The following is an 18,648-nucleotide window of genomic DNA, read 5'->3' as shown; positions in this document are numbered from 1 at the left end:
TAAACTCGTATCTCTGGGTAGCAAACATCTCAAGGAAAAATACATCCTGGGTGCCAGTGCACCGAAAGACAACGCGTCGTGGACCGGTCCGTGGGACTGTGCCGAGTTCGCCTCCTGGCTCGTGTACCAGACTGCCGGCATTTTATACGGCTGCAGCAATCCGAAAGGCAATCCCGCAAACGCGGACGCCTACACAGGATTCTGGGCGCGCGATGCCAAGAAATTGGGGACAGTCATTACAGTGGCTGAAGCCGCCAACATCCCGGGTGCGGCTGTTCTTCGAGTCCCGAAACAGGGTGCCATCGGGCACATCGTGATCTCCGACGGCAGCGGCGGTACCGTGGAGGCGCATTCCACCAAACGCGGCGTCATCACATCAACCCTCGACGACCGCCGCTGGGATTACGGCATTCTAGTGCCCGGAATAACATATACACCAAAACGCGCCCAGGTTGAGGTCCAACCACCCAAGAGCACAATCTACCGTCTGCTGACACCCCCAATGGAAGGGGCGATGGTGAAGAGCATACAAACCGCCCTCAAAGCCGCCGGTTTCCACCCCGGCAAACTCGACGGAGTCTTCGGCTTAAAAACCCACGCCGCCGTTGTCGCGTTTCAGCTCAGCAAAGGACTCATCGCCGATGGCGAAGTAGGCCCCCTCACCGCGAAGGAGTTGCGGGTTGTGCTTACTTGAGGTGCGGGTCGGCTAGGAATTTATCGGCTCGTCTACCGTTTCCTCGCTCAGGAGGACTGCTGTACCACTCGCAGTGAGCATCAGCATGGTGCCCTTCAGCTCACCTAGATCGAGATCGATCGAGATGACGGCATTGGCGCCCAATTCGTGCGCCTTACGCTTGAGCTTCGCGAGTACGGTCTTTTGCATGTCCTCCAATGATTTCTCGTAGCCAGTCGCGCTTCCACCGAATGCATCAGCGATTCCTGCTCCGAAATCCTTGAACATGCCCAGGCCTTGCACCGACTGTGATGTGACAATGCCTATATATTTCAGGATGCAACGCCCTTCAATGCTCGGCGACGTTGTGAGAATGAGAGAATTATACGCGTTGTTGTCGAGAGGATTGACCTCTTTCGCTTTGCATTCCTCACAGAGCGTTTTACCCTTAACGTATTTCGAAATATAGAGCATTTTAACTGTTTTACCGCATTCTGGGCATTGTTTCTCGAACATGATTACTCCTCAGATGTTACCGTGATCGAAAAATGATCGGCCGCATGTAATCGCGCTCCACCCGGACGGCATTTTGCTCCGCTCTTCCCTGGGCTTCCTGTGCGCTACGGTATGCGTTGTGAGAATGTACCACACAATCTGGTAATTTCTGCTCCTTACTTTCACGGGATGCAGACAATGGTTGCCATGCTGAATTGTTTCTGCTTTGATGCTACAGCATGAACCTTACAAGCACACGGTGCAACGGGGCACTTAAACACCACCGCCGGGCTTGCGCCCGGTCGTGATGCAACTGAAGTAGGAGGTTGTATGCCGGTTCTTTATCTGGCCGTGCTGTCCGCCGGAACCGGAGCGGCGGAACTGAGTGCCGGTGAAACGAGATTGGGTGTGCAGCCGATGCCGGACTCTGCTTCACAATGTTGATGGTGAACGTGTTGTCACTTCCTCATGCATCGCCGATGTGGTCCTGATTGCCGATTCAGGTCTGTGGGTCCACTTCACTCAGCCACAGTATTGCATCTTCGAAAGAGGTGAAGGCCCGCATTCGGAATCCCCGGTTTTCGGAACAGAGTGTAAAGAACTTGGCATTGTCGAAGCTCTCGCCAGGACATAAAACCGCGGTCTTTCGGGAAAAGGCCGCGCGCAGTTTGCTCAGTTCCGCAGCCAGAAACCATAATTCTGAAACTGTCACGTGCAAATGCGCCTTTCGCGTATCCAGGAGGATTTCAATATCTCCTGGTTGCGAAGCTGCCGTCGCGATGGAAAGAAGACATTGTTTGGAATCCTCGAAATCGAATACCCCTTCGGGCGTCGCTCTGAGGAAATCCCTGGCGTGAATAACTCGAATATCGGTCGGCATGGCTGACTCCTCGTGGTGAGTGATCATGTTCACAAACACGATTAAGACCGGTGTTGCTCACTAAGGCGGCTTTTATATCGTTTTCAGTGTCCTCACGTTCATGAGTGGGACATATTGCCCGGAAATACATGGTGTGCGACACGTTGCCATGCGGAGCGGCCTTCGTCGATTGCCTCTTGTGCTCGGTGATAGTCAAGCAATCCGAGATGCGATAACCGCGGCATCACGGAGATCTCCGGCGGCTCACCAGCCATCCGGCTTCTCGAGATCCGTACCTGCATGATGTTGATGCTGGTTGCCAATACATCGAGGGTGGAGGGCATCCTGTGTTCGGAATCTGATTGCGCGGGAATAATGGCCGCGAGATTATTCTGCATTTTCTTGAACCAATTCGCGCTCTCCAGGACCGAGTCGTCGCGCGGGCCGGACTCGCGGTGAGAACGATTCAGGATATCGGAACTGAGATCGACAGCTATCACCACATCGGCACCCATGGCACGCGCAAGGGACACCGGCACTGGATTGACTAGCCCGCCGTCAACTACCACTTCGCCGTCCCAGAGTACAGGCGTAAAGAGCCCGGGCAGGGCTATGGAGGCCCGCACCGCATTAAGCGTCGAGCCATGCCGCATCCATACCTCCGCGCCTGAGTTGAGAGAGGTTGCCACCGCCGCAAATGTTGGTGTGAGCGTTTCGAGGGGCCGGTCCGCGAAGTGTTTGCGGAAAAACTCCATAAGCCGTTCCCCCTTGAGTAGGCCGCCGCTCAATCCCACGTCCATAAAAGCGATCACATCTTTGAAGCTCAAACCACACACCCACTGTTCGAAGCGATCCAGTTCTCCCGCAGCATACGCGGCTCCGACAAGCGCGCCGATGGACGTCCCACACACGACGTCGGGTCGTATTCCCGCCTGTTCCAATGCACGGATAACGCCAATGTGAGCCCACCCGCGTGCTGAACCACTGCCTAATGCAAGTCCGACTCTCATACGCCGCTGTTCCTTCATATCCGGCCTCTATTTCGTACGCCGAAATATAATTTCAAAACAGGTCACACACACAACGAAAAACTCCGGCCAGAACGCGGCCGGAGAGCCAGGTACACAACTGCCGGTGCACGTATCCAATGTATGCAGACCCACGTGCGAGTATGACTTTTACCGTCGCTTGGCCGTCACATTTTCAGAGCACAGTAATCCAACTCCGCTACAAGTCCCGAGCTTCCCACATCACAACCGGAGCGTCCCACGTCCGACACACCAAACGCCAAAGGAAGTAAACTCGTATCGGTGTCGACGACCGCCGCTGGGATTACGGCATTCTGGTGCCAGGTATAACAGATACACCCAAACGCGCCCAGGTTGAGGTCAGGCCGCCCGAGAGCACAATCTACCGTCCACTGACGCCCCCCAATGGAAGGGGCAGTGGTGAAGAGCATACAAACCGCCCTGAAAGCCGCCGGTTTCCACCCCGGCAAACTCGACGGAGTCTTCGGGCTTAAAACCCACGCCGCAGTCGTCGCGTTTCAGCTCAGAAAAGGACTTATTGCAGATGGAGAAGTAGGCCCCCTCACCGCGAAGGAGTTGCGGATCACGCTACCGTGAGGAGGGCGTGCGACGCCGATGATCGATGCCGTCCGTTGATTGGGCGACAACCGCAACAAAGCCGAAACAAGAAGCAGCGTGTTTGAAGTTGGCAAGGAGGTAACATTCAAGGTGTACCATGGCTATAGGAACAATACAATCATAATCAGGTGTTGACACCTATTGCGCACTGGGGTGAGTAATTCTACTTTGAGCGAAAGTAACATGCGGCGCGCGCTGTCTGAAGGTGATCGTCCGGGCAAACTGGTGATGTTTTATGTGGATAACGGCATGATCCAGTGACGGGACGATTTCGTGTCGGACCATCTACTTTGAAATTGGGAAAATAGATAAACAGCCCAATTAGGGCTATTGCTTCAAATATAGCGTTGTAACCAATTATCGGAGGAGAAATAATGGCAGGTGCGTTCACACACATGGCCCTGGTCGTGCAGGCGATAGATAGCATGCATGCCGGTGAGCTAAAGGACACCCTCAATGCCCACAACAATTGGGTTACGGCTGGCTCTGTGGGTCCGGACATGCCGTACCTCAGCTACCTGAATTTGCTCAAGCTTGGTAAGATAGAGACGAACTGGGCTGATATCATGCATTACCAGAATACCGGCGGTATCGTAAATCTAGGCCTCCGTACGCTTTCCATTACAAAAGGTAAGAAAAACTGGGAGCAGCAGGTGGCTTGGCTCTGCGGTTTCTCCTCACATCTGATTGCCGATGCTACTGTACATCCCGTTGTAGAGCTGATAGCCGGACCCTGCCAGGATGCGACCTCGATGGATGTGCATCATGAGTGCGAGAATTATCAGGATACCTTCATAATGAAAGATGTCATTGGAATTGACATCACGAAAGCCGAATACACGAACTTCTTACGGTCGTGCAAGGCGGATACGGCATTACCCGCTGTCATGAACTTCTGGGCAGAGCATGCACGCGTAGCCTGCCCTGTTTTCGGCAAACCTGATCCGGCCAGTTGGTTCGATTCATACACGGATCTCCTTGACACGGCTGATGCCGGCAATCTCATTTGGAAACATTTCAGGCACGCTTACAATTTCATGTACAAATCGCCCGCGGAACTTCGCAGAGACGAAGCATCCAAATGCAAGCGTTACTACGATGACGTACCACTCCCAGGAGGGAAACGTGGGGCATTCAAGGCCGATGTATTCGACCGTGCAGTGGATAACATCGTGAGGTACTGGGCTACATTTGAATCACCGTTGTTTCATTATTCGGGTCATCTCACACCAATTGCGGGTCTGCTCCCGGAGTGGAATCTCGATAACGGTGTTGATCCGCGCAACGCACAACAAAGCTGCTGGGGTTGAAACATGAAACCGCATCATCTCTATTCGTTTCTTCTCTGTATTATTCTACTGCAAGGTTGTTGTGGTAGCGCCAGTATCTGCGACCGAGGCACGTATCAGGAAACTTCGACAGCAATAATTCGGGCTCACGGGCTGGTAAACGCCAAGTTTCCGAGTGGGATTCCGGCAAATTTTGATGGCACCGCGTGGAAGGCCCTTCTCCAGGAGAAGGATCTGGCCATGTATTCCCTGGTCGAACCGTACGACGCTAAAATTAGCCCAGCCAACACAGGTTACGTACTCACGTTGAGCGAGAATGGGACCGATTTTGTCTTAGATTACTCATGCACAACAAAGATCGATTATTGGTTGTGTGAGGTAGACGTGAAGAAGGTTGCTTTGGTGGACCCGTGTAAATAGCCACTGTTATTGTCCTTTCTACCTCGTGTTTCTTTCACCACGACGCGCGGCAAGATCGTCTCAAGCAACCGTGTCTCAGACCTCACATTCGCAGTAACACGGTTGTAAGAATCTGTGACGAGTGAGCAGGTTGTAAACTGCAAATTTATGGCTCGGCATTCTCCCGCCATCGACCAGTCTTCTGGATCTTGAGAGGCCACAACGCGGCGTGGGCTACTGGTGCACGGGGCAGGTCACCCGCAGTGAACAACTCGGGATACAGTGCTAATTCAGGTCATTGTGGTCCAAACTCTTGAATCGCACCTGATCATACGGTTGACTTCTTGTCGCAATACGCATCAAGGCCGGCCTGTGCGATAAGTAATGCCACATATACGGCGAGGGGATACCAAACGTTTGCAGCCGTAAATCCTGAAGTCAGTATGGTGGTTGCGATGGTGGTTGGAACGGCCGCTTTGCCAATAACACTGTTCTTTAACTGTCCATAGGGACCGATCTTTTCGTCGCAAATAATTGATTTGAGCCGCTTTTTGAATTTCTTCAAGAACGTCCTTCCCACCTTGGCCGCAAGTTTTTTACCCTGATTGTTTTCAAGTAAGGCGCTCATATCCAGCACAATATTGCTCGAATTGAGCGAGATTCCTCGCGGCCCGCTTATATCGGCGAGGAAATCAGCATATCCCTGCCCAGTCTGGTCGCGGCGTCCGGCCTGCTTCATCTCGTTGACTATTTCAAGAAAGAGCGTCGGGTTGAGCCCGGCAATATCGTCCTGAGATCTGGAAGATAGATACTCGTCCATATCCCTGACAAGATAGCCCACCCCGGCTGTCAGTAGTTGTTTGTCTGCATGTGCGATGTCTGCTAAAATGGAGCGTATTTTCTTTTCGTTTACCAACATTGAATATTCCTCCAAAACTTTGGTGTAATCCTTTGTGGACTGCTGGGAACTTAAGAGTACTTTATTAACGCAAACCATCAGATTATTCGTAAGAATATCCTGAAAATCGCCCTTATTCGATAATATCGTCTGTTCCTCTGCAACCATCGCGAGCATATTAAAGAAACCACCGTAGATGCTTCGTTGAATACACTCGGTAAAGGCAGGGGAGAAGAAATTCTGTGTATCCAAGATATTACGCAAACCCTCGAGATCGATACAGCCAGACGAAATGCATTCTTCGAGAAGGTACTTATATGCTTCTGTGATAGCAGAAATACTGTTCATGTTAACATCGGCGGTAAATCTGAAAAATACGTTGTGCGGATGACAACGAATGGTCGTGAAGTAATGACCGTCGCTACCACGTCGCAAGCGTCCGCACGAAACGCACTTCGAGATTGGACGGATTGTTTGTGTCGCGGTTGCCTGCGAGCGGATATTTCAACTGGAGATACGTCCCATCACCAAATTGCACCCCGACCAGAAGATTTCCGACCATGCTGTTGTTCAAAAGAAGCGCGAGAGGTTCATGTTCAGCGCCGCGCACCCAGCCGAATTCGTTCTGATAAATCACAATCAGAGGGTGAAGCCAGGCAGCAAAGACGAAGCCGCACGTGGCGAAGCCGAGGGCTTCAGTCATGGTAGTGCTTGCGCTCTTCTTGCCGATCCATGCAAGAGACCCGAGCAACCCAAACCGTACTCCTAGTCGTAGATCTTCGCCGAAGCCAATCCGGCCCGTCACCTGAAGCCGACCTTCACCTCCTCCTGAAAGCAGGGCGTTCGCGATATTCTCTACTGTGGTCCCGGCCGCAGGCGCCTGCAGATCGAGGTGTACATTCAGCTCTGCCACACGGCTGCAGCCAAGATCCAGACTTCGATGGTAATCACCTGTCAGGACAGGTGTGAACATGTTTTCACCGTCCTGTGCTGCGGGTTTTGTGGCAATGTCGCCGCTAACCCTGAGGCCGGTTAGTGTGTCTCCCGACAAACGGTCTGCATACGCAAGCATTGCCTGACGGAACTCCGGTGAGGTGGATTTCTTCGCTTTGTCCCGCAGATCTGACGCCTTGTTTGCATCTTCTATTCGCCGCTTTAACACACGCATTGATTCTTTTGTAACAGAATCAGTGGTCTCTGCACCGATAATCGAGTCGATAAATGCCAGTTCCGAATGTGTAGACACCAAATCTGTTTTTCCGCTACTTGCAGGAGGAGCGACGAAAGACTGTATGTGCATCTGTGCAATGGTACTGTGCGAAGCAAACCCGATGGCGATGGAGAACATTGTTACTACGAAATATGATCTTGGCGAGGGCACCTGGGAAATCCTTATAAATGGGGTGAAGGATGGTGGGGAAGCGAAGAAATCGCGATGTGAACACCTGTAATCAGGGATTGTTAAGCCACCAAGTACGTTCTTGCCACCATGTTGTGGTAAGGGGGTGTTCACCCTCACTATTGCTGAATCAGCAGATCGTGACCTTGATCTGCTCGGCGATGGGTATATGATACGGGAATAAGGTGCGGGGAGGATGGAGAAGAACTTACGTATCCCTCGTTCTCTCCGAAATAGGTGTTCCCACCCGTTTTTGTAGTACGGGATACAGGATTCACACTCGAAAACACGTGCTACCACGTGTTGCACGCGAAAATGAGGCATTTCATCTTGCGAAACACCAAGAGTCTGTCGAAAAAGTTCTTCAAGAAGTATGACGGGAAAGAAGATGTATGAAAAGGAATATAACTGTGCGGAAAAGTTGAAATCGTAGGAGGCCTACATGCCGTATCTCGATACTCTACTCGCCTACGCTGTGACAATGCTCGCCGTGGCGACTGTTGTGACACAGCTCGTTCGCCTGATACAGAAACTGTTGAGTGTGAGGCAGGATCAATTTGGCAAGCTCCTGCATGACTTCTATGGACAGGATTTGAAACCCGTGATGGAACGTGAGATGAAACGCGTCCGAAGTATTGCGGCTGCCAGTGCTGCAACTTTGCCTGCGGACAGTGACATCGCGGCGTCCTTGACCGCCCTCATGAGCCGCATTCAGAGCCGTACAACGGACATCTCCACCGAAGCCCTCCTGACAGAGATACGACGTACAACAGTTGGAACTGAGATTAGCGCTGAACTAAAAGCCGAGGTGGACGAAATCATGGGTGAGTTGGGACGCCGGTGGGAGCAGATCGGGAAGATCTACACCGAGCGATTCCGCCGAAAATCGCAGTGTTCGTCCACTGTTGTCGCAATAATTCTCGCGTTTGTTCTGAATATCGATACTGTGCACATCGTGACCGAGTATTACACAGACACTGCTGCACGTGCTGTAGCCCTTGCATCGTTGGAGGATGTCGTTGCGCGGTATGAAAAAATCCCACCGGGCGACGCTGCGGACAGCATAACGTATCGGCAGCTCAGGAAGGAAATCGATGAAGTTCGTACGGGTGTCCAGTCGCTTGCAACCGCACCTGCGCCAATTGGGTGGTTGGTGTTTCCGTACAGCGGATTCGGTGCTGTCGCAGACACAGGTGGCTGGGCATTGGCGTGGCAGCTTTTTGTATGGCTCGTGGGTATACTTGCGACCGGTTTCCTGGCCGGCCTGGGTGCACCATTCTGGTACGATGTAGTGCTCGGAATTCGCAAAGCGACGGAGCAGGCACGCGGGGGGCGATAGTCGGCGCGCCGCGCAGAAAACACAGAATACGGCAGTACTACGCGGACAGGTACGGCAGGCGCTTTGACTGCGGCGGCAATTTTTGACAAAAATTCTGTCCGGGATCGCACCTGGAACTCATCAACACAGAGGCAACGACCATTATGGCAAAATCGCGTGCGAAGAAAAAAGTCGCTCCGGCTGGGACGGCGCGCAAGAAATCCGTGCACCGTTCGGGTTCCTCTATTTTGCGATCGATCAATGTTGAGGAATTCACAAGACGTCTTCGTGCCGATGTGCATTCGGAACGACGATTTGCGCTGTTTTTGGGAGCCGGGTGCTCGGTTACGTCAGGTATCCCTGCTGCGGCACAACTAGTGCGTGACCATTGGCTGCCACGGCTCCGTGACTTGAAGGCACCACACCGGGCAGATCTCGAACAATGGGCCAAAGAAGAAATTCCTGAATATGATTCAACCAAACCAGGCAGTTCGTACGGTGCAGTAATCGACAAGTTGTTTCTGACGCCAGAGGACAGGCAGAGAGAGATCGAGAATTGGTGTGACGGCAGGACACCCTCCTTCGGTTATGCGGTGCTCGCTCAGCTCGTCGCTCAATCCGGAGGTCGCTTCAACGTGGTGCTGACCACCAACTTCGACGATCTCGTCTCGGATGCATTGTACCTTTACACCGAAGCGAGGCCGCTGGTCATATCGCATGAATCTCTCGCGGGCTTCATTAGGCCCACGCGCATGAGACCTCTCGTGGTTAAGCTACATGGTGATCATCGGCTCTCACCGCAAAATACGGCATTGGAAATTGCAGACTTGAAAAAGGGGATCAGCAGGTCTACAGCGATGGTGCTGCATGATCGAGGGCTAATCTTCATGGGATACGGTGGTGCGGATGCAGGTATCCTGAAAATGTTGAACGACCTACCGCCGGAAGCACTACCATTCGGGTCGTATTGGGTGCATCCGTACGAGCCACAGGGTGCCGTGAGGGCGTGGTTGGTGGCACGTGGTGGTATCTGGGTGCGCAGTGGTTGGTTCGACGATGTCATGCTTCTCGTCCGAAACGAATTGGCCTTGCCACATCCAAACAGAGGACGATTTACCAGGATTTTCGACGAGTACCACACACGATTTCAGGAGGTTTCGAAATCGATTGAGAAAAAATCTATGGACGAATCCGGGGTGCAGGCTTTGCGGAAGGCCGTACGAGAAATCGAAGATCAGTTTACAGACTACTGGAAGGTGATCGTCGAAGCGGATAGGTTGGAAAATCATGATCCCGAGGCCGCTGATATGGTATACCGAGAGGGTATCGAGCAATTTCCACATGCAGCACCACTACTCGCGAATTATGCACTGTTCTTGGATAATTCAAGAAATGACTACGATAATGCAGAGTTGATGTTCAAACGAGCTTTGGATGCTGATCCCTATAGCGCCGTCATCCTGAACAACTATGCCGTGTTTATAAAAAATCGAAGGGGCGATCTCGACTCGGCAGAAAGACTCTACCTTCGAGCATTGGATGCGGACCCTACATATATCAGCGCCCTCTTTAATTACGCAACCTTCCTGCATGAGGTCCGAAAGGACTACACAGCAGCAGAAGGAATGTACAAGAGGGCATTGGATGCTGATCCGAAACACACCGATAATCTCGGGAATTATGCAGTGTTTCTCGAGATCATCAAGAGAGACTTCGAGGGGGCGGAGAAGATGTTTCAACGTGCTTTCGAGGCGGATCCTTCAGACCCAACCATTCTCGGGAACTACGCCATTTTTCTCCAGAACATTAGGAAGGACTACATCAGAGCGGAGGAACTGTACAACAAGGTACGCGCCATAAATCCTACAGATGTAAATATTGCTTCAAATCATGCCGGTTTGCTCCTCGCCTTAGGAAGGACCGACGGTCTCGAAAAACTCGCTGAAGCTGTGAAGCTTCTCGACTCCACAGATAAGCCAGTAGTAGAACTAGAATGCTCTTTCTACAGGTATGCGCATGGGCCAGTGGCAGATCAACTGACGGCCCTCCGCGACATTCGAACATTGATCGACAAGGGTGTCAGATCACCGGGCTGGGATTTGTCGCGGAATGTCGAACGCGCAATTCAGGACGGTCACACTGAAGCACCATGGTTGGGAAAACTGGCGGCGGTCATCAACGGCGATGCCGCGGAGGATGTCCTCGCTGATTGGCCGGCGTGGAATGAGGCGGCTTGACGTACTGTTGAGAAATATTTTCCCCTCGGTTATTCCTGCTGAGTACATTTAATACACCCACACATGGTTGTACATTATTCCGGAGCACGTAATGAACGCACCTGCAAAAATATCGACGGCTCTGCCAGAAGAGAGCATTCTGGTGGAACAAAATCAGAAGACACTCATCGGGGTATTGGCGAGCCACGATGATGTGGAACTGAACTACTCGTTGGCACGATTGCTCGAACAGATGTATCATGAGAGTCCGGAAAAGCTCGCGGGCTTTTCATTTCTATTCACAGGCGGAACCTTCCGTCGTGTCATCGAGGGGGACGCAACACATAAGCGGCCCGTGGCAAAGGAAACGAGAAACTTCCTGGAAAAACACTGCGGACTGACGTGTCTTCCAGATCGGACCGAGGGGGGCGTAACCGTACTCAGTTATTTCGTCGTACAACAGTTATGCAGCATTGTGTGGCCGTTTTTGACACCTCTTACAGCGCACTGGCTCAATCCCGAGAACCTTGCCCTGACTCGACTTTGCGACCAGTGGCACGTAAAGAGATTGATGAATCGCGGTTCAGTCGCGGAGTGGTTTGCGAAGGAAGGAGGGCTGGATGCGGATAGGAATCGGCAACCCGTACCCCCAATACTCCGACTGACTAAAAGAAACGTCGAACCGGTTCATAATACGATCATGGTTCGAAAATTCGACACGTGGCCATCCAAGCTATCGGATATGACCATCGCTTTGATCGCACACGATGCGATGAAGGAGAGAATGGTCGAATTCGCGATAGACCATGAACATGAACTCGACAAATTCGAACGCATTTTATCCACCGGAACCACAGGCCGCGAAGTGGCAGCCAACACACGAAACCTGTATAAAAAAATTGTGCGTTATCAGTCTGGGCCGAAAGGTGGCGACATAGAAATTGCAACAGAGATTCTCTATGGCGACTGCCATGCGGTAGTATTCTTTATCGATCCGTTGCACCCACACCCACACATCGAAGACATCCGGGTTGTTTTTGGAGCGTGTATGATACAGGACCACGTCAGGATGCTCACGAATGAGATGCAGGCACGTGAGTGGATGCAACGTGTTGTTCGTCCCTGTTGAAAAACTGTATTTCTGGCGGTTGCGAATTCACCGTGTGACCGATTCACCCCCACCCATTTCGCAGCACACGCAGGAAATTGTTTCCAAGGATGGCGTTGACTTCTGCGTGTTTGAGATGAATGCCGAGATAGGCGCGAAGACGGCTTATCGATGATATGTCTCGATAGTCGTCTGGTGTGTCAGTCATGCCATCGAAGTCGGTTCCGATAGCCACGTTGTCGTACGTACCGGTTCGCTCCTTGATGTACTCCATGGCGCGGAAAATATGCTCGATGCCAAAATCTGTGTCGGAATGTTTCTTCTCCGTGAGTCCGGCCAGCCAGTAGTTGAAGAATATTACTCCGATCACACCTCCTGACTCGGCTATGGCTTCGATATCCTCGTTGCTGGCGCAGAGATATCGGTAGGGGGAGTTTTTCCCCTGATTCCGAACGAATTCGGCCTCAACACCGACATGCGACATGATGAGGGGGCGTAAAGGTTTGCCCTCATCTCGTCGGGCACGGTTTAATGCGTAGACGTCGCGCCGTCCCTGGGGACTCGTGTGTGTCAGATCCACGATGATTCCCTGATCGAACATTTCGTTCACGAGCATTTTCCCTGCTGGCGGGAGACCCTGCTGCGCATCCACATCCCTGTCACGATCACGATAGGAATCTCGCATGAATCCGTCACGAACATCGGGAGGCAGCCCTTCGATGGGCATCGCGTATCCGTTGTCGAAAAAATGCGCGAGAGTGATGTAACACACCCCACGCTTTTTCAGCGTTCGTACGGCTTCTCGGATCTCATCCTGCGTAAGACCGCGACCCAGATGATGAGCGCCCTCAAGGGCATGGATCAGGATGCGATCACCCGCTTGTACCGCCTTCTCCAATGCCGGAAACGTGCGGGCAATCACGAGCCGTGCGCCCGCGCGGTTTGCTTCCTTCACCTTTGCTTCAAGCACGTCAAAACTTTCGAGCGTCTGTTCAAACACCGTTGTCTTGCTCTCAATCCGATCGAGCAGTTCCGGGAAAAAAATGGGTGCTAATGCCTTGACGAGGGCAGTGTATTCCTTCTTCACGTTGGAGAGGAATTGATCCTCCGGCACGTAGTGGGTCGCAACCAGAGCATTCACACCACCTGCTTCCATTTTCGGCACGGTGGACAGAACCCGGAAGATTTCGGTCTCGGGATTGTAGAATTTCATGAGCTTCAGAACACTCGCCGGGAGATTTGTTTCAAGAAGACTCACATTGAAAAGACAGGGTTTGTTGTACAAATATGTCTTGACAGGAAGGTGATTGTGTATATCGCAGACGAAGGACATATGCGGCTCCTGCTGTAAAGATGTGTCTGTGAGGTGGAATCAGGGAGATGGGTACATGCGACGAATGCGACGCTAGTACTGTCACTTCCCGCGAATAAGGCTCGTAGCATGTTCGAGGGAGAGGTTCATACGGGCATCAGCCGGCATGCTGACACATGCTCCTTCTCGAATGCAGGAATACACACGCACTGGATGCCCATGACGCCGGAATGTTTCCGCAAACCAGAGTGCACTCTGCCAGATGTGCTCCGGACTCGTGTTCCGCGTGTGAGCCCCGGATGCGAGATCGATTGATACCGAGTCATATGCCAACTGGCAGAATGCACTGCAGTACACGGCGTGGCCGGCACCGAGAGGGTTCTGTTCATTTTCTCTGCGAAAGAGATATGACAGCCATGTGCCTAGCAGGCCCGAGAAATCGTAACGGAGCGAGTCGACCTGCGGGTGTGTCGCACGCGCCAGAATCGCGTCGATCTCCGATTCATCGAGTGCGAAAACGATCAGAGCCACATTTGGCACACAATGCGGTTTCAACGGATCGTACTTTGCTGTGTTGTAATCATGCAGTGGCCGCGGACTGACGCCGTTTACCATGTGCAGATGACGTAGAGGTCCGGATATGTCGATGGTGCTCTCCCAGAGGATGGGCGACTCGGGGCCCTTCCCGCGAATGATTTGAGGATCCGCAGGCAGAACATCGTGCAGGAGAAAGCAGTGCGACCAATAGCTTGGCTGTTTGTCGATGCGGAGTATCGATTGTGCCTGGCGGATTGCATAACCGAGAAATCCGAATTCACCCGTCAACCCGATCGCTGCCCGGGCTCCACGTTTGAACGACTTACCGGGCGGGAGATCGAGTGCCGATTCATCCAAGGCATCGAGGTCTTGCCTGACGAAAGAATAGAACGCGGCATTATCCTTTGTCTTGAACAACGTGCTCACGTCCTGATGATGTGAACGGTCGCCGGATGAACTGCCGAAACGGAGGGAGATATTCTCTGATAGCATTTTCTTGCTCCTTATGTGTCACAGGATCATTGGAGGATGTACTTCGCACCCGGTTGGGGCGCAAAAATAAGGGAACCATCCGGCGCATAATATCTGATGGAAAACTCCACGCCGTTCTGCGTCTTGCGGAATGAGAGGACCGCGAAATTCTCCTTACCCCTTTCTCCTGCGTGAATGGTGTGATATTCGAGGAACTCCCCACGGTCGGAATATCCCGTGGTATCGAATTTCGTCGGTTGGTCGAAACTGCTGCGCGCGGATGGAAGCACTCCGAGTGCGGAGGAGATGCATTCGTAAACGACACCCCGACGCGTGCCTTCACGGTACCCTGGCAGTGTGGTCACATCCATCACGCCAAACGCCGAGTAATGTACATCACCTGTCAGGAGCAGAATATCGTGGGGAGCGGATACGATACCCTGCCACAATGCTGTGAAGTCTTCTTGATAATCTGCGAGTGACACATCGCCCATCATGTGCAGAAAACGCTGCCACCCTGGTGTGGGTCGCGTTACAAGTGAGTTTGCAATGGCAAGCACGCCCGGCCCTTGTAAGTTTCGCAACCATTTCAGGACTGCATCTCGATCTGTTGATCGAAGAAAATGTGCGTGTGGTTCATCGAAGCGCGAGCGCGCTGTACGAGTATCAAGCACAAAAAATTCAAGCGGAGGGACCGAAAACTTGAATGAAGGAGCACGTTGTGGGTTCAGGGGAAGCTGATACGTTTCTATCCCTTGTTGTGCAGCAACTTGAAGCGCATTTCGACGTGTATTGTTGTAGAGATATGGAAGCTGGATGTTGTTGTGCGGGTAGTCGTTCCAATAATCATGATCGTCAACAAGAACACCCGTGGGCGTTCGGGAAAGAAAGTGCTGATAGTCGGGATCACCCCACTGCTTAATGTACATGTCGCCAACATCTGGCGAATATTCCACCGGGATGCTCGCCGGTCCGAATACATCAATGTATATCTGATCACCGAGAAGAAAGCGCAATGCAATGTCGTGCAGTTTCGGAGGATAACCTTTCGGTAGCAATGCTCTAGCGGAAGAGTAGAACCAATAGCAACTTCCGACCGCGACTGAGAAATAGTCATTCGCCGCCAATTCTTGTGGGAGTGTCCGGCATACAACACTCGGGTGCACAGTCTCTTGAGCGGTATTGACGAATGTGGCTTCGTAGGTTGTTCCTGCTGTCAGTCCATCGAATTCGTACAATACTGCGGTAGGTTGACCCTGGAAGGAAAGCATCGTCCGTTTTGCCGCCTTGTCTCCGATGCGGCATTCAGGAGGTGCGGCCGTTGTCCATGCCAGCCAAAGTCGAACACTATTTTGTGTATGTATGCCTTGTACAACCATTATTCGTATCCTCGTGTGTTTCTGGGCAAAAAATGCACAGTTCGATCCACCACCGGTGCGAATTCCTGCGGACTTTCATCACACCACAGATCATACTTGGCGCGGTTGTTCCGCGCGGCGGCCTACCTGTGCTTCCAGGAATCGCGTCAAACCACCGGCAATGTACGTGCAGTTCGGGAACAGCAGTTTGAAACGCGCCTCTTCATCGTTGGACCACTGCACTACAGTTACGGTAGGCGGTTTTACACGAGCGGCATACGCCCGAATAAGAAGTGAACGGATAGCCAGATCCTCCGCGGGGAGGGAGTATCCTATTATATACCAGCGGTCTGCAGTCCGTAGGAATTCAAGTGCGCTCCGCCATACACTGAGGAGATTTGCATCACGGATTTCACGAACGAACGAGGGTGACACAATATGGACTTGGAGCCGTTCTTCCTCGTTACAGACACAGGTGTTATTCTCTGTAAGTGGCGGACGTTTCAGGGCTTGATGTACGATGCTCCCATATGGATTGAAGTACACATATCCGCATCTGGCGCACCTGAGCGTATCGAGCGATCCGTGTAACTTGTACATACGCAATAACGGAGAAGCGGGGCGTCTTCGCTCGAGGTTGGTAAAGGCGTCACGCCAATCGAAACCGAGATCCAAATCGTGGATTTCCTTGCGAACCCATGTATACAGTGCGCGCTCCAGCTCGATGTCATAGTTCGTGGTCACAACACCGACCTTATTGCGCTGGTTGCTCCCTCGGCTGCTTGCTTGTGCTCGAATCCACTGCACAAACGCACCTAATGTCCACTGTTCTTCCTCCGAAGTTTTCGTCGTTTTTTTTCGATACACATACCTCCCGAGAAGGACGTCGACGATCCCCTGTACGAGCAGGAATCGGAAGGAGCGCAACGCCTGCTCGTCACCGAAGGGCAGCGATTCACCGACGGAGAGCGAATAATCGACAAGCGAGAATACATCGGTGATCATGGGAAGCTCGCCGGCGGGGCATGTGTCGAACCCACCCAACATGGTGCGTAGATAGCCATGCAATTGCTCTCTGTCGGCAGCATTCTCGGCGGGCTTATTTATGTCCTGAAATAGAGTTCTTTTCAGAATGTCTTCCCGAATGGCAGGAAGTATCTCCGACGTGAGTGGGTAACCCACAGCCTTGCTCGCTCCGGCACCCGTAAAAATTGCAGTTTTCATGTTATTACCCGCACCTGATTTAGCTGTTGAGGCAGTTCGGTACATATGACGCGTCGTATTATCGCTGTACGCTCAGATGTTGCGAGGCGTATGAGGGGCAGCCACATAAACACATGCGTGCTCGCAGTATCGAGGATTTTGGTGCGGAAGAGAGGTGCGGGAAGGACAAACTGAACTTATCATACAGTCGCAGCCACGTCAATACGTGGTACTACGTGCTTTGGTGCTGCTTGATGGGTGCCACCAATGGATCAACAGATGCAGTATTCCGGGGTCGGCTAGTAACTCTATGTCCCTTCTGCAACGCTCCGACAACCGAAAGGGGAGTAACTGCGGAATTTTACCACGGATGCTCTTGCCATAAACACCACGGCCGGGCTTGCGCCCGGCCGTGATGCCACTCAAGTAGGAGGTTGTATGCCGGTTCTTTATCTGGCCGTGCTGTCCGCCGGAACCGGAGCGGCGGAACTGAGTGTCGATGTTGCGTGATTGGAGGTGCTGCCGCTGCCACTCGCAACGGTTCCACTGATGCCGTTTCCGTTGCTTGAAGTAGCGACGTTACCGTTGCCATTACCACTGGCTGCGGACTCGCCGTTGCCGCTCCCATTGCCGTTGCCGTTCCCATTGCCGTTGCCGTTCTCCTTGCGGTAGCGGATGGCGAGGGCCTTGGTGACGCGGAGGGCGCGGTAGGTGTCGTAGAAGAGGGGATCGGTGACGCGGTACAGCTCCATCACGGGATCCACTTCCTCGGTGAGCAGCTCGCGCACCTCGGCAAACAGTTGCCCGAGTGTGACGCGGCTCACGGTGCGCACGGAACGGCTGTGATCGCGGGTGCCGAGGGCTTGGATGAATCCGTCGAGGGCCGCGCGGTATTGTTGTACTTCACTCTCGGGTACGCCGTAGTCCGCCAGTCCGGACCCCGCCTCCACCAGTGAACGATGAAGGATCTCGGCGTGGAGAATCAGGTCCTCGTCGCGCATCAGCCGTACGCGGTAATCCGGCGTGCGTGCCAGGGCCAGGGTCTCGATCTGTCCGTGATGTTTCGCGAAGGCGTAGAGCGCGGACGATTTCACGCTGATCTGGTCGATCAGCGTGTCGCGCATGGTGTACTTGACCTCGGTCTTGCCGGTGGTGACGGTGGCGTGTTGTATCGCCATCGTTTCGATATCGGCCACTTTTACGGCCAGCGTTTGCGCCAACCGCTCGAGCGCGGGCACTTTGGCGACGAGGGCGGCGTTGTCGCGGAAATTGTCGCGCACGCCTTTGAACATCATCAGGGAATTGAGTTCACGATCTTTCATACTGGTACCCCAGAAAATTGTTGGGAGATTTTGTGGGAGCTGGCCAGCTCATACCCCTTGAACTCCTCAAACGGAAAAATGTTCCCGGATTTTTGCAACTTTTTTCATTGTTCCCGAAGCCGTGAAAAATGTTCCACCGAGCACA

General features: G+C 52.7%; 16 protein-coding genes. 6 read left to right on the top strand and 10 right to left on the bottom strand.

Features of this window, described 5'->3' with window-relative positions:
• Nucleotides 1-502: 502 nt before the first annotated feature.
• Nucleotides 503-694 (top strand): peptidoglycan-binding protein, encoded by a 192-nt coding sequence (locus HY962_08330; protein ID MBI5646927.1) that lies wholly within the window; start codon nucleotides 503-505, stop codon nucleotides 692-694.
• 12 nt (nucleotides 695-706) lie between these two features.
• Here the strand turns inward: HY962_08330 and HY962_08325 are convergent, their stop codons facing one another.
• The 3 genes from HY962_08325 to rssA all read right to left on the bottom strand — a co-directional run bounded on the left by HY962_08325 (nucleotide 707) and on the right by rssA (nucleotide 3,055).
• Nucleotides 707-1,147: a YbjQ family protein gene (locus HY962_08325; GenBank protein ID MBI5646926.1), complete on the bottom strand. Its 441-nt coding sequence runs from the start codon at nucleotides 1,145-1,147 to the stop codon at nucleotides 707-709.
• A gap of 520 nt (nucleotides 1,148-1,667) precedes the next feature.
• Nucleotides 1,668-2,048 carry a hypothetical protein gene (locus HY962_08320; GenBank protein ID MBI5646925.1) on the bottom strand — a complete coding sequence of 127 codons (381 nt, stop codon included), beginning with the start codon at nucleotides 2,046-2,048 and terminating at the stop codon, nucleotides 1,668-1,670.
• A gap of 98 nt (nucleotides 2,049-2,146) precedes the next feature.
• Nucleotides 2,147-3,055, bottom strand: coding sequence for a patatin-like phospholipase RssA (gene rssA / locus HY962_08315; GenBank protein ID MBI5646924.1), 909 nt, complete (start codon nucleotides 3,053-3,055; stop codon nucleotides 2,147-2,149).
• Nucleotides 3,056-3,460: 405 nt separating this feature from the next.
• Here rssA and HY962_08310 point away from each other — a divergent pair, with 405 nt between their 5' ends.
• Nucleotides 3,461-3,652 carry a peptidoglycan-binding protein gene (locus tag HY962_08310; protein ID MBI5646923.1) on the top strand — a complete coding sequence of 64 codons (192 nt, stop codon included), beginning with the start codon at nucleotides 3,461-3,463 and terminating at the stop codon, nucleotides 3,650-3,652.
• A 395-nt stretch (nucleotides 3,653-4,047) separates the two neighbouring features.
• Nucleotides 4,048-4,983 carry a zinc dependent phospholipase C family protein gene (locus HY962_08305; GenBank protein ID MBI5646922.1) on the top strand — a complete coding sequence of 312 codons (936 nt, stop codon included), beginning with the start codon at nucleotides 4,048-4,050 and terminating at the stop codon, nucleotides 4,981-4,983.
• A gap of 706 nt (nucleotides 4,984-5,689) precedes the next feature.
• On the opposite strand, the gene HY962_08300 is transcribed toward HY962_08305, so the two are convergent.
• The gene (locus tag HY962_08300; GenBank protein MBI5646921.1) at nucleotides 5,690-6,607 is read right to left on the bottom strand and encodes a hypothetical protein; all 918 of its coding nucleotides are present in this window, start codon (nucleotides 6,605-6,607) and stop codon (nucleotides 5,690-5,692) included.
• A 73-nt stretch (nucleotides 6,608-6,680) separates the two neighbouring features.
• Nucleotides 6,681-7,607 carry a hypothetical protein gene (locus tag HY962_08295; protein ID MBI5646920.1) on the bottom strand — a complete coding sequence of 309 codons (927 nt, stop codon included), beginning with the start codon at nucleotides 7,605-7,607 and terminating at the stop codon, nucleotides 6,681-6,683.
• Nucleotides 7,608-8,100: 493 nt separating this feature from the next.
• On the opposite strand from HY962_08295, the gene HY962_08290 reads away from it, so the two are divergent.
• The 3 genes from HY962_08290 to HY962_08280 all read left to right on the top strand — a co-directional run bounded on the left by HY962_08290 (nucleotide 8,101) and on the right by HY962_08280 (nucleotide 12,321).
• Nucleotides 8,101-8,997 carry a hypothetical protein gene (locus tag HY962_08290; protein MBI5646919.1) on the top strand — a complete coding sequence of 299 codons (897 nt, stop codon included), beginning with the start codon at nucleotides 8,101-8,103 and terminating at the stop codon, nucleotides 8,995-8,997.
• A 143-nt stretch (nucleotides 8,998-9,140) separates the two neighbouring features.
• Nucleotides 9,141-11,213, top strand: a complete 2,073-nt coding sequence (locus HY962_08285; GenBank protein MBI5646918.1) for a tetratricopeptide repeat protein — start codon at nucleotides 9,141-9,143, stop codon at nucleotides 11,211-11,213.
• Between the two features lie 91 nt (nucleotides 11,214-11,304).
• Nucleotides 11,305-12,321, top strand: coding sequence for a methylglyoxal synthase (locus HY962_08280; protein ID MBI5646917.1), 1,017 nt, complete (start codon nucleotides 11,305-11,307; stop codon nucleotides 12,319-12,321).
• Nucleotides 12,322-12,364: 43 nt separating this feature from the next.
• On the opposite strand, the gene HY962_08275 is transcribed toward HY962_08280, so the two are convergent.
• From HY962_08275 to HY962_08255, 5 genes are all read right to left on the bottom strand, one after another.
• Nucleotides 12,365-13,633 (bottom strand): membrane dipeptidase, encoded by a 1,269-nt coding sequence (locus tag HY962_08275; GenBank protein MBI5646916.1) that lies wholly within the window; start codon nucleotides 13,631-13,633, stop codon nucleotides 12,365-12,367.
• A gap of 81 nt (nucleotides 13,634-13,714) precedes the next feature.
• A complete protein-coding gene (locus HY962_08270) occupies nucleotides 13,715-14,641 on the bottom strand; it encodes a hypothetical protein (protein ID MBI5646915.1) in 927 nt (308 codons plus the stop codon).
• 26 nt (nucleotides 14,642-14,667) lie between these two features.
• Entirely contained in the window at nucleotides 14,668-15,999 is a 1,332-nt protein-coding gene (locus HY962_08265) for a hypothetical protein (GenBank protein ID MBI5646914.1), read from the bottom strand.
• A 90-nt stretch (nucleotides 16,000-16,089) separates the two neighbouring features.
• Entirely contained in the window at nucleotides 16,090-17,202 is a 1,113-nt protein-coding gene (locus HY962_08260) for a hypothetical protein (GenBank protein MBI5646913.1), read from the bottom strand.
• Between the two features lie 428 nt (nucleotides 17,203-17,630).
• A complete protein-coding gene (locus tag HY962_08255; protein ID MBI5646912.1) occupies nucleotides 17,631-18,503 on the bottom strand; it encodes a hypothetical protein in 873 nt (290 codons plus the stop codon).
• Nucleotides 18,504-18,648: the final 145 nt, after the last annotated feature.

The sequence above is a fragment of the Ignavibacteriota bacterium genome (genome assembly GCA_016218045.1).
In the GTDB taxonomy this organism is placed as follows: Bacteria; Bacteroidota; Ignavibacteria; order SZUA-365; family SZUA-365; genus JACRFB01.
Note: the sequence above shows the minus strand (reverse complement) of the source record. Positions and strands in the feature narration are given on the sequence as shown.

Excerpts from the sequence above, each read along its gene's own strand:
- HY962_08330 (MBI5646927.1), top strand. The coding sequence starts at position 503 with ATGGAAGGGGCGATGGTGAAGAGCATACAAACCGCCCTCAAAGCCGCC.
- HY962_08325 (MBI5646926.1), bottom strand. The coding sequence starts at position 1,147 with ATGCTCTATATTTCGAAATACGTTAAGGGTAAAACGCTCTGTGAGGAA.
- HY962_08320 (MBI5646925.1), bottom strand. The coding sequence starts at position 2,048 with ATGCCGACCGATATTCGAGTTATTCACGCCAGGGATTTCCTCAGAGCG.
- rssA (MBI5646924.1), bottom strand. The coding sequence starts at position 3,055 with ATGAAGGAACAGCGGCGTATGAGAGTCGGACTTGCATTAGGCAGTGGT.
- HY962_08310 (MBI5646923.1), top strand. The coding sequence starts at position 3,461 with ATGGAAGGGGCAGTGGTGAAGAGCATACAAACCGCCCTGAAAGCCGCC.
- HY962_08305 (MBI5646922.1), top strand. The coding sequence starts at position 4,048 with ATGGCAGGTGCGTTCACACACATGGCCCTGGTCGTGCAGGCGATAGAT.
- HY962_08300 (MBI5646921.1), bottom strand. The coding sequence starts at position 6,607 with ATGAACAGTATTTCTGCTATCACAGAAGCATATAAGTACCTTCTCGAA.
- HY962_08295 (MBI5646920.1), bottom strand. The coding sequence starts at position 7,607 with ATGTTCTCCATCGCCATCGGGTTTGCTTCGCACAGTACCATTGCACAG.
- HY962_08290 (MBI5646919.1), top strand. The coding sequence starts at position 8,101 with ATGCCGTATCTCGATACTCTACTCGCCTACGCTGTGACAATGCTCGCC.
- HY962_08285 (MBI5646918.1), top strand. The coding sequence starts at position 9,141 with ATGGCAAAATCGCGTGCGAAGAAAAAAGTCGCTCCGGCTGGGACGGCG.
- HY962_08280 (MBI5646917.1), top strand. The coding sequence starts at position 11,305 with ATGAACGCACCTGCAAAAATATCGACGGCTCTGCCAGAAGAGAGCATT.
- HY962_08275 (MBI5646916.1), bottom strand. The coding sequence starts at position 13,633 with ATGTCCTTCGTCTGCGATATACACAATCACCTTCCTGTCAAGACATAT.
- HY962_08270 (MBI5646915.1), bottom strand. The coding sequence starts at position 14,641 with ATGCTATCAGAGAATATCTCCCTCCGTTTCGGCAGTTCATCCGGCGAC.
- HY962_08265 (MBI5646914.1), bottom strand. The coding sequence starts at position 15,999 with ATGGTTGTACAAGGCATACATACACAAAATAGTGTTCGACTTTGGCTG.
- HY962_08260 (MBI5646913.1), bottom strand. The coding sequence starts at position 17,202 with ATGAAAACTGCAATTTTTACGGGTGCCGGAGCGAGCAAGGCTGTGGGT.
- HY962_08255 (MBI5646912.1), bottom strand. The coding sequence starts at position 18,503 with ATGAAAGATCGTGAACTCAATTCCCTGATGATGTTCAAAGGCGTGCGC.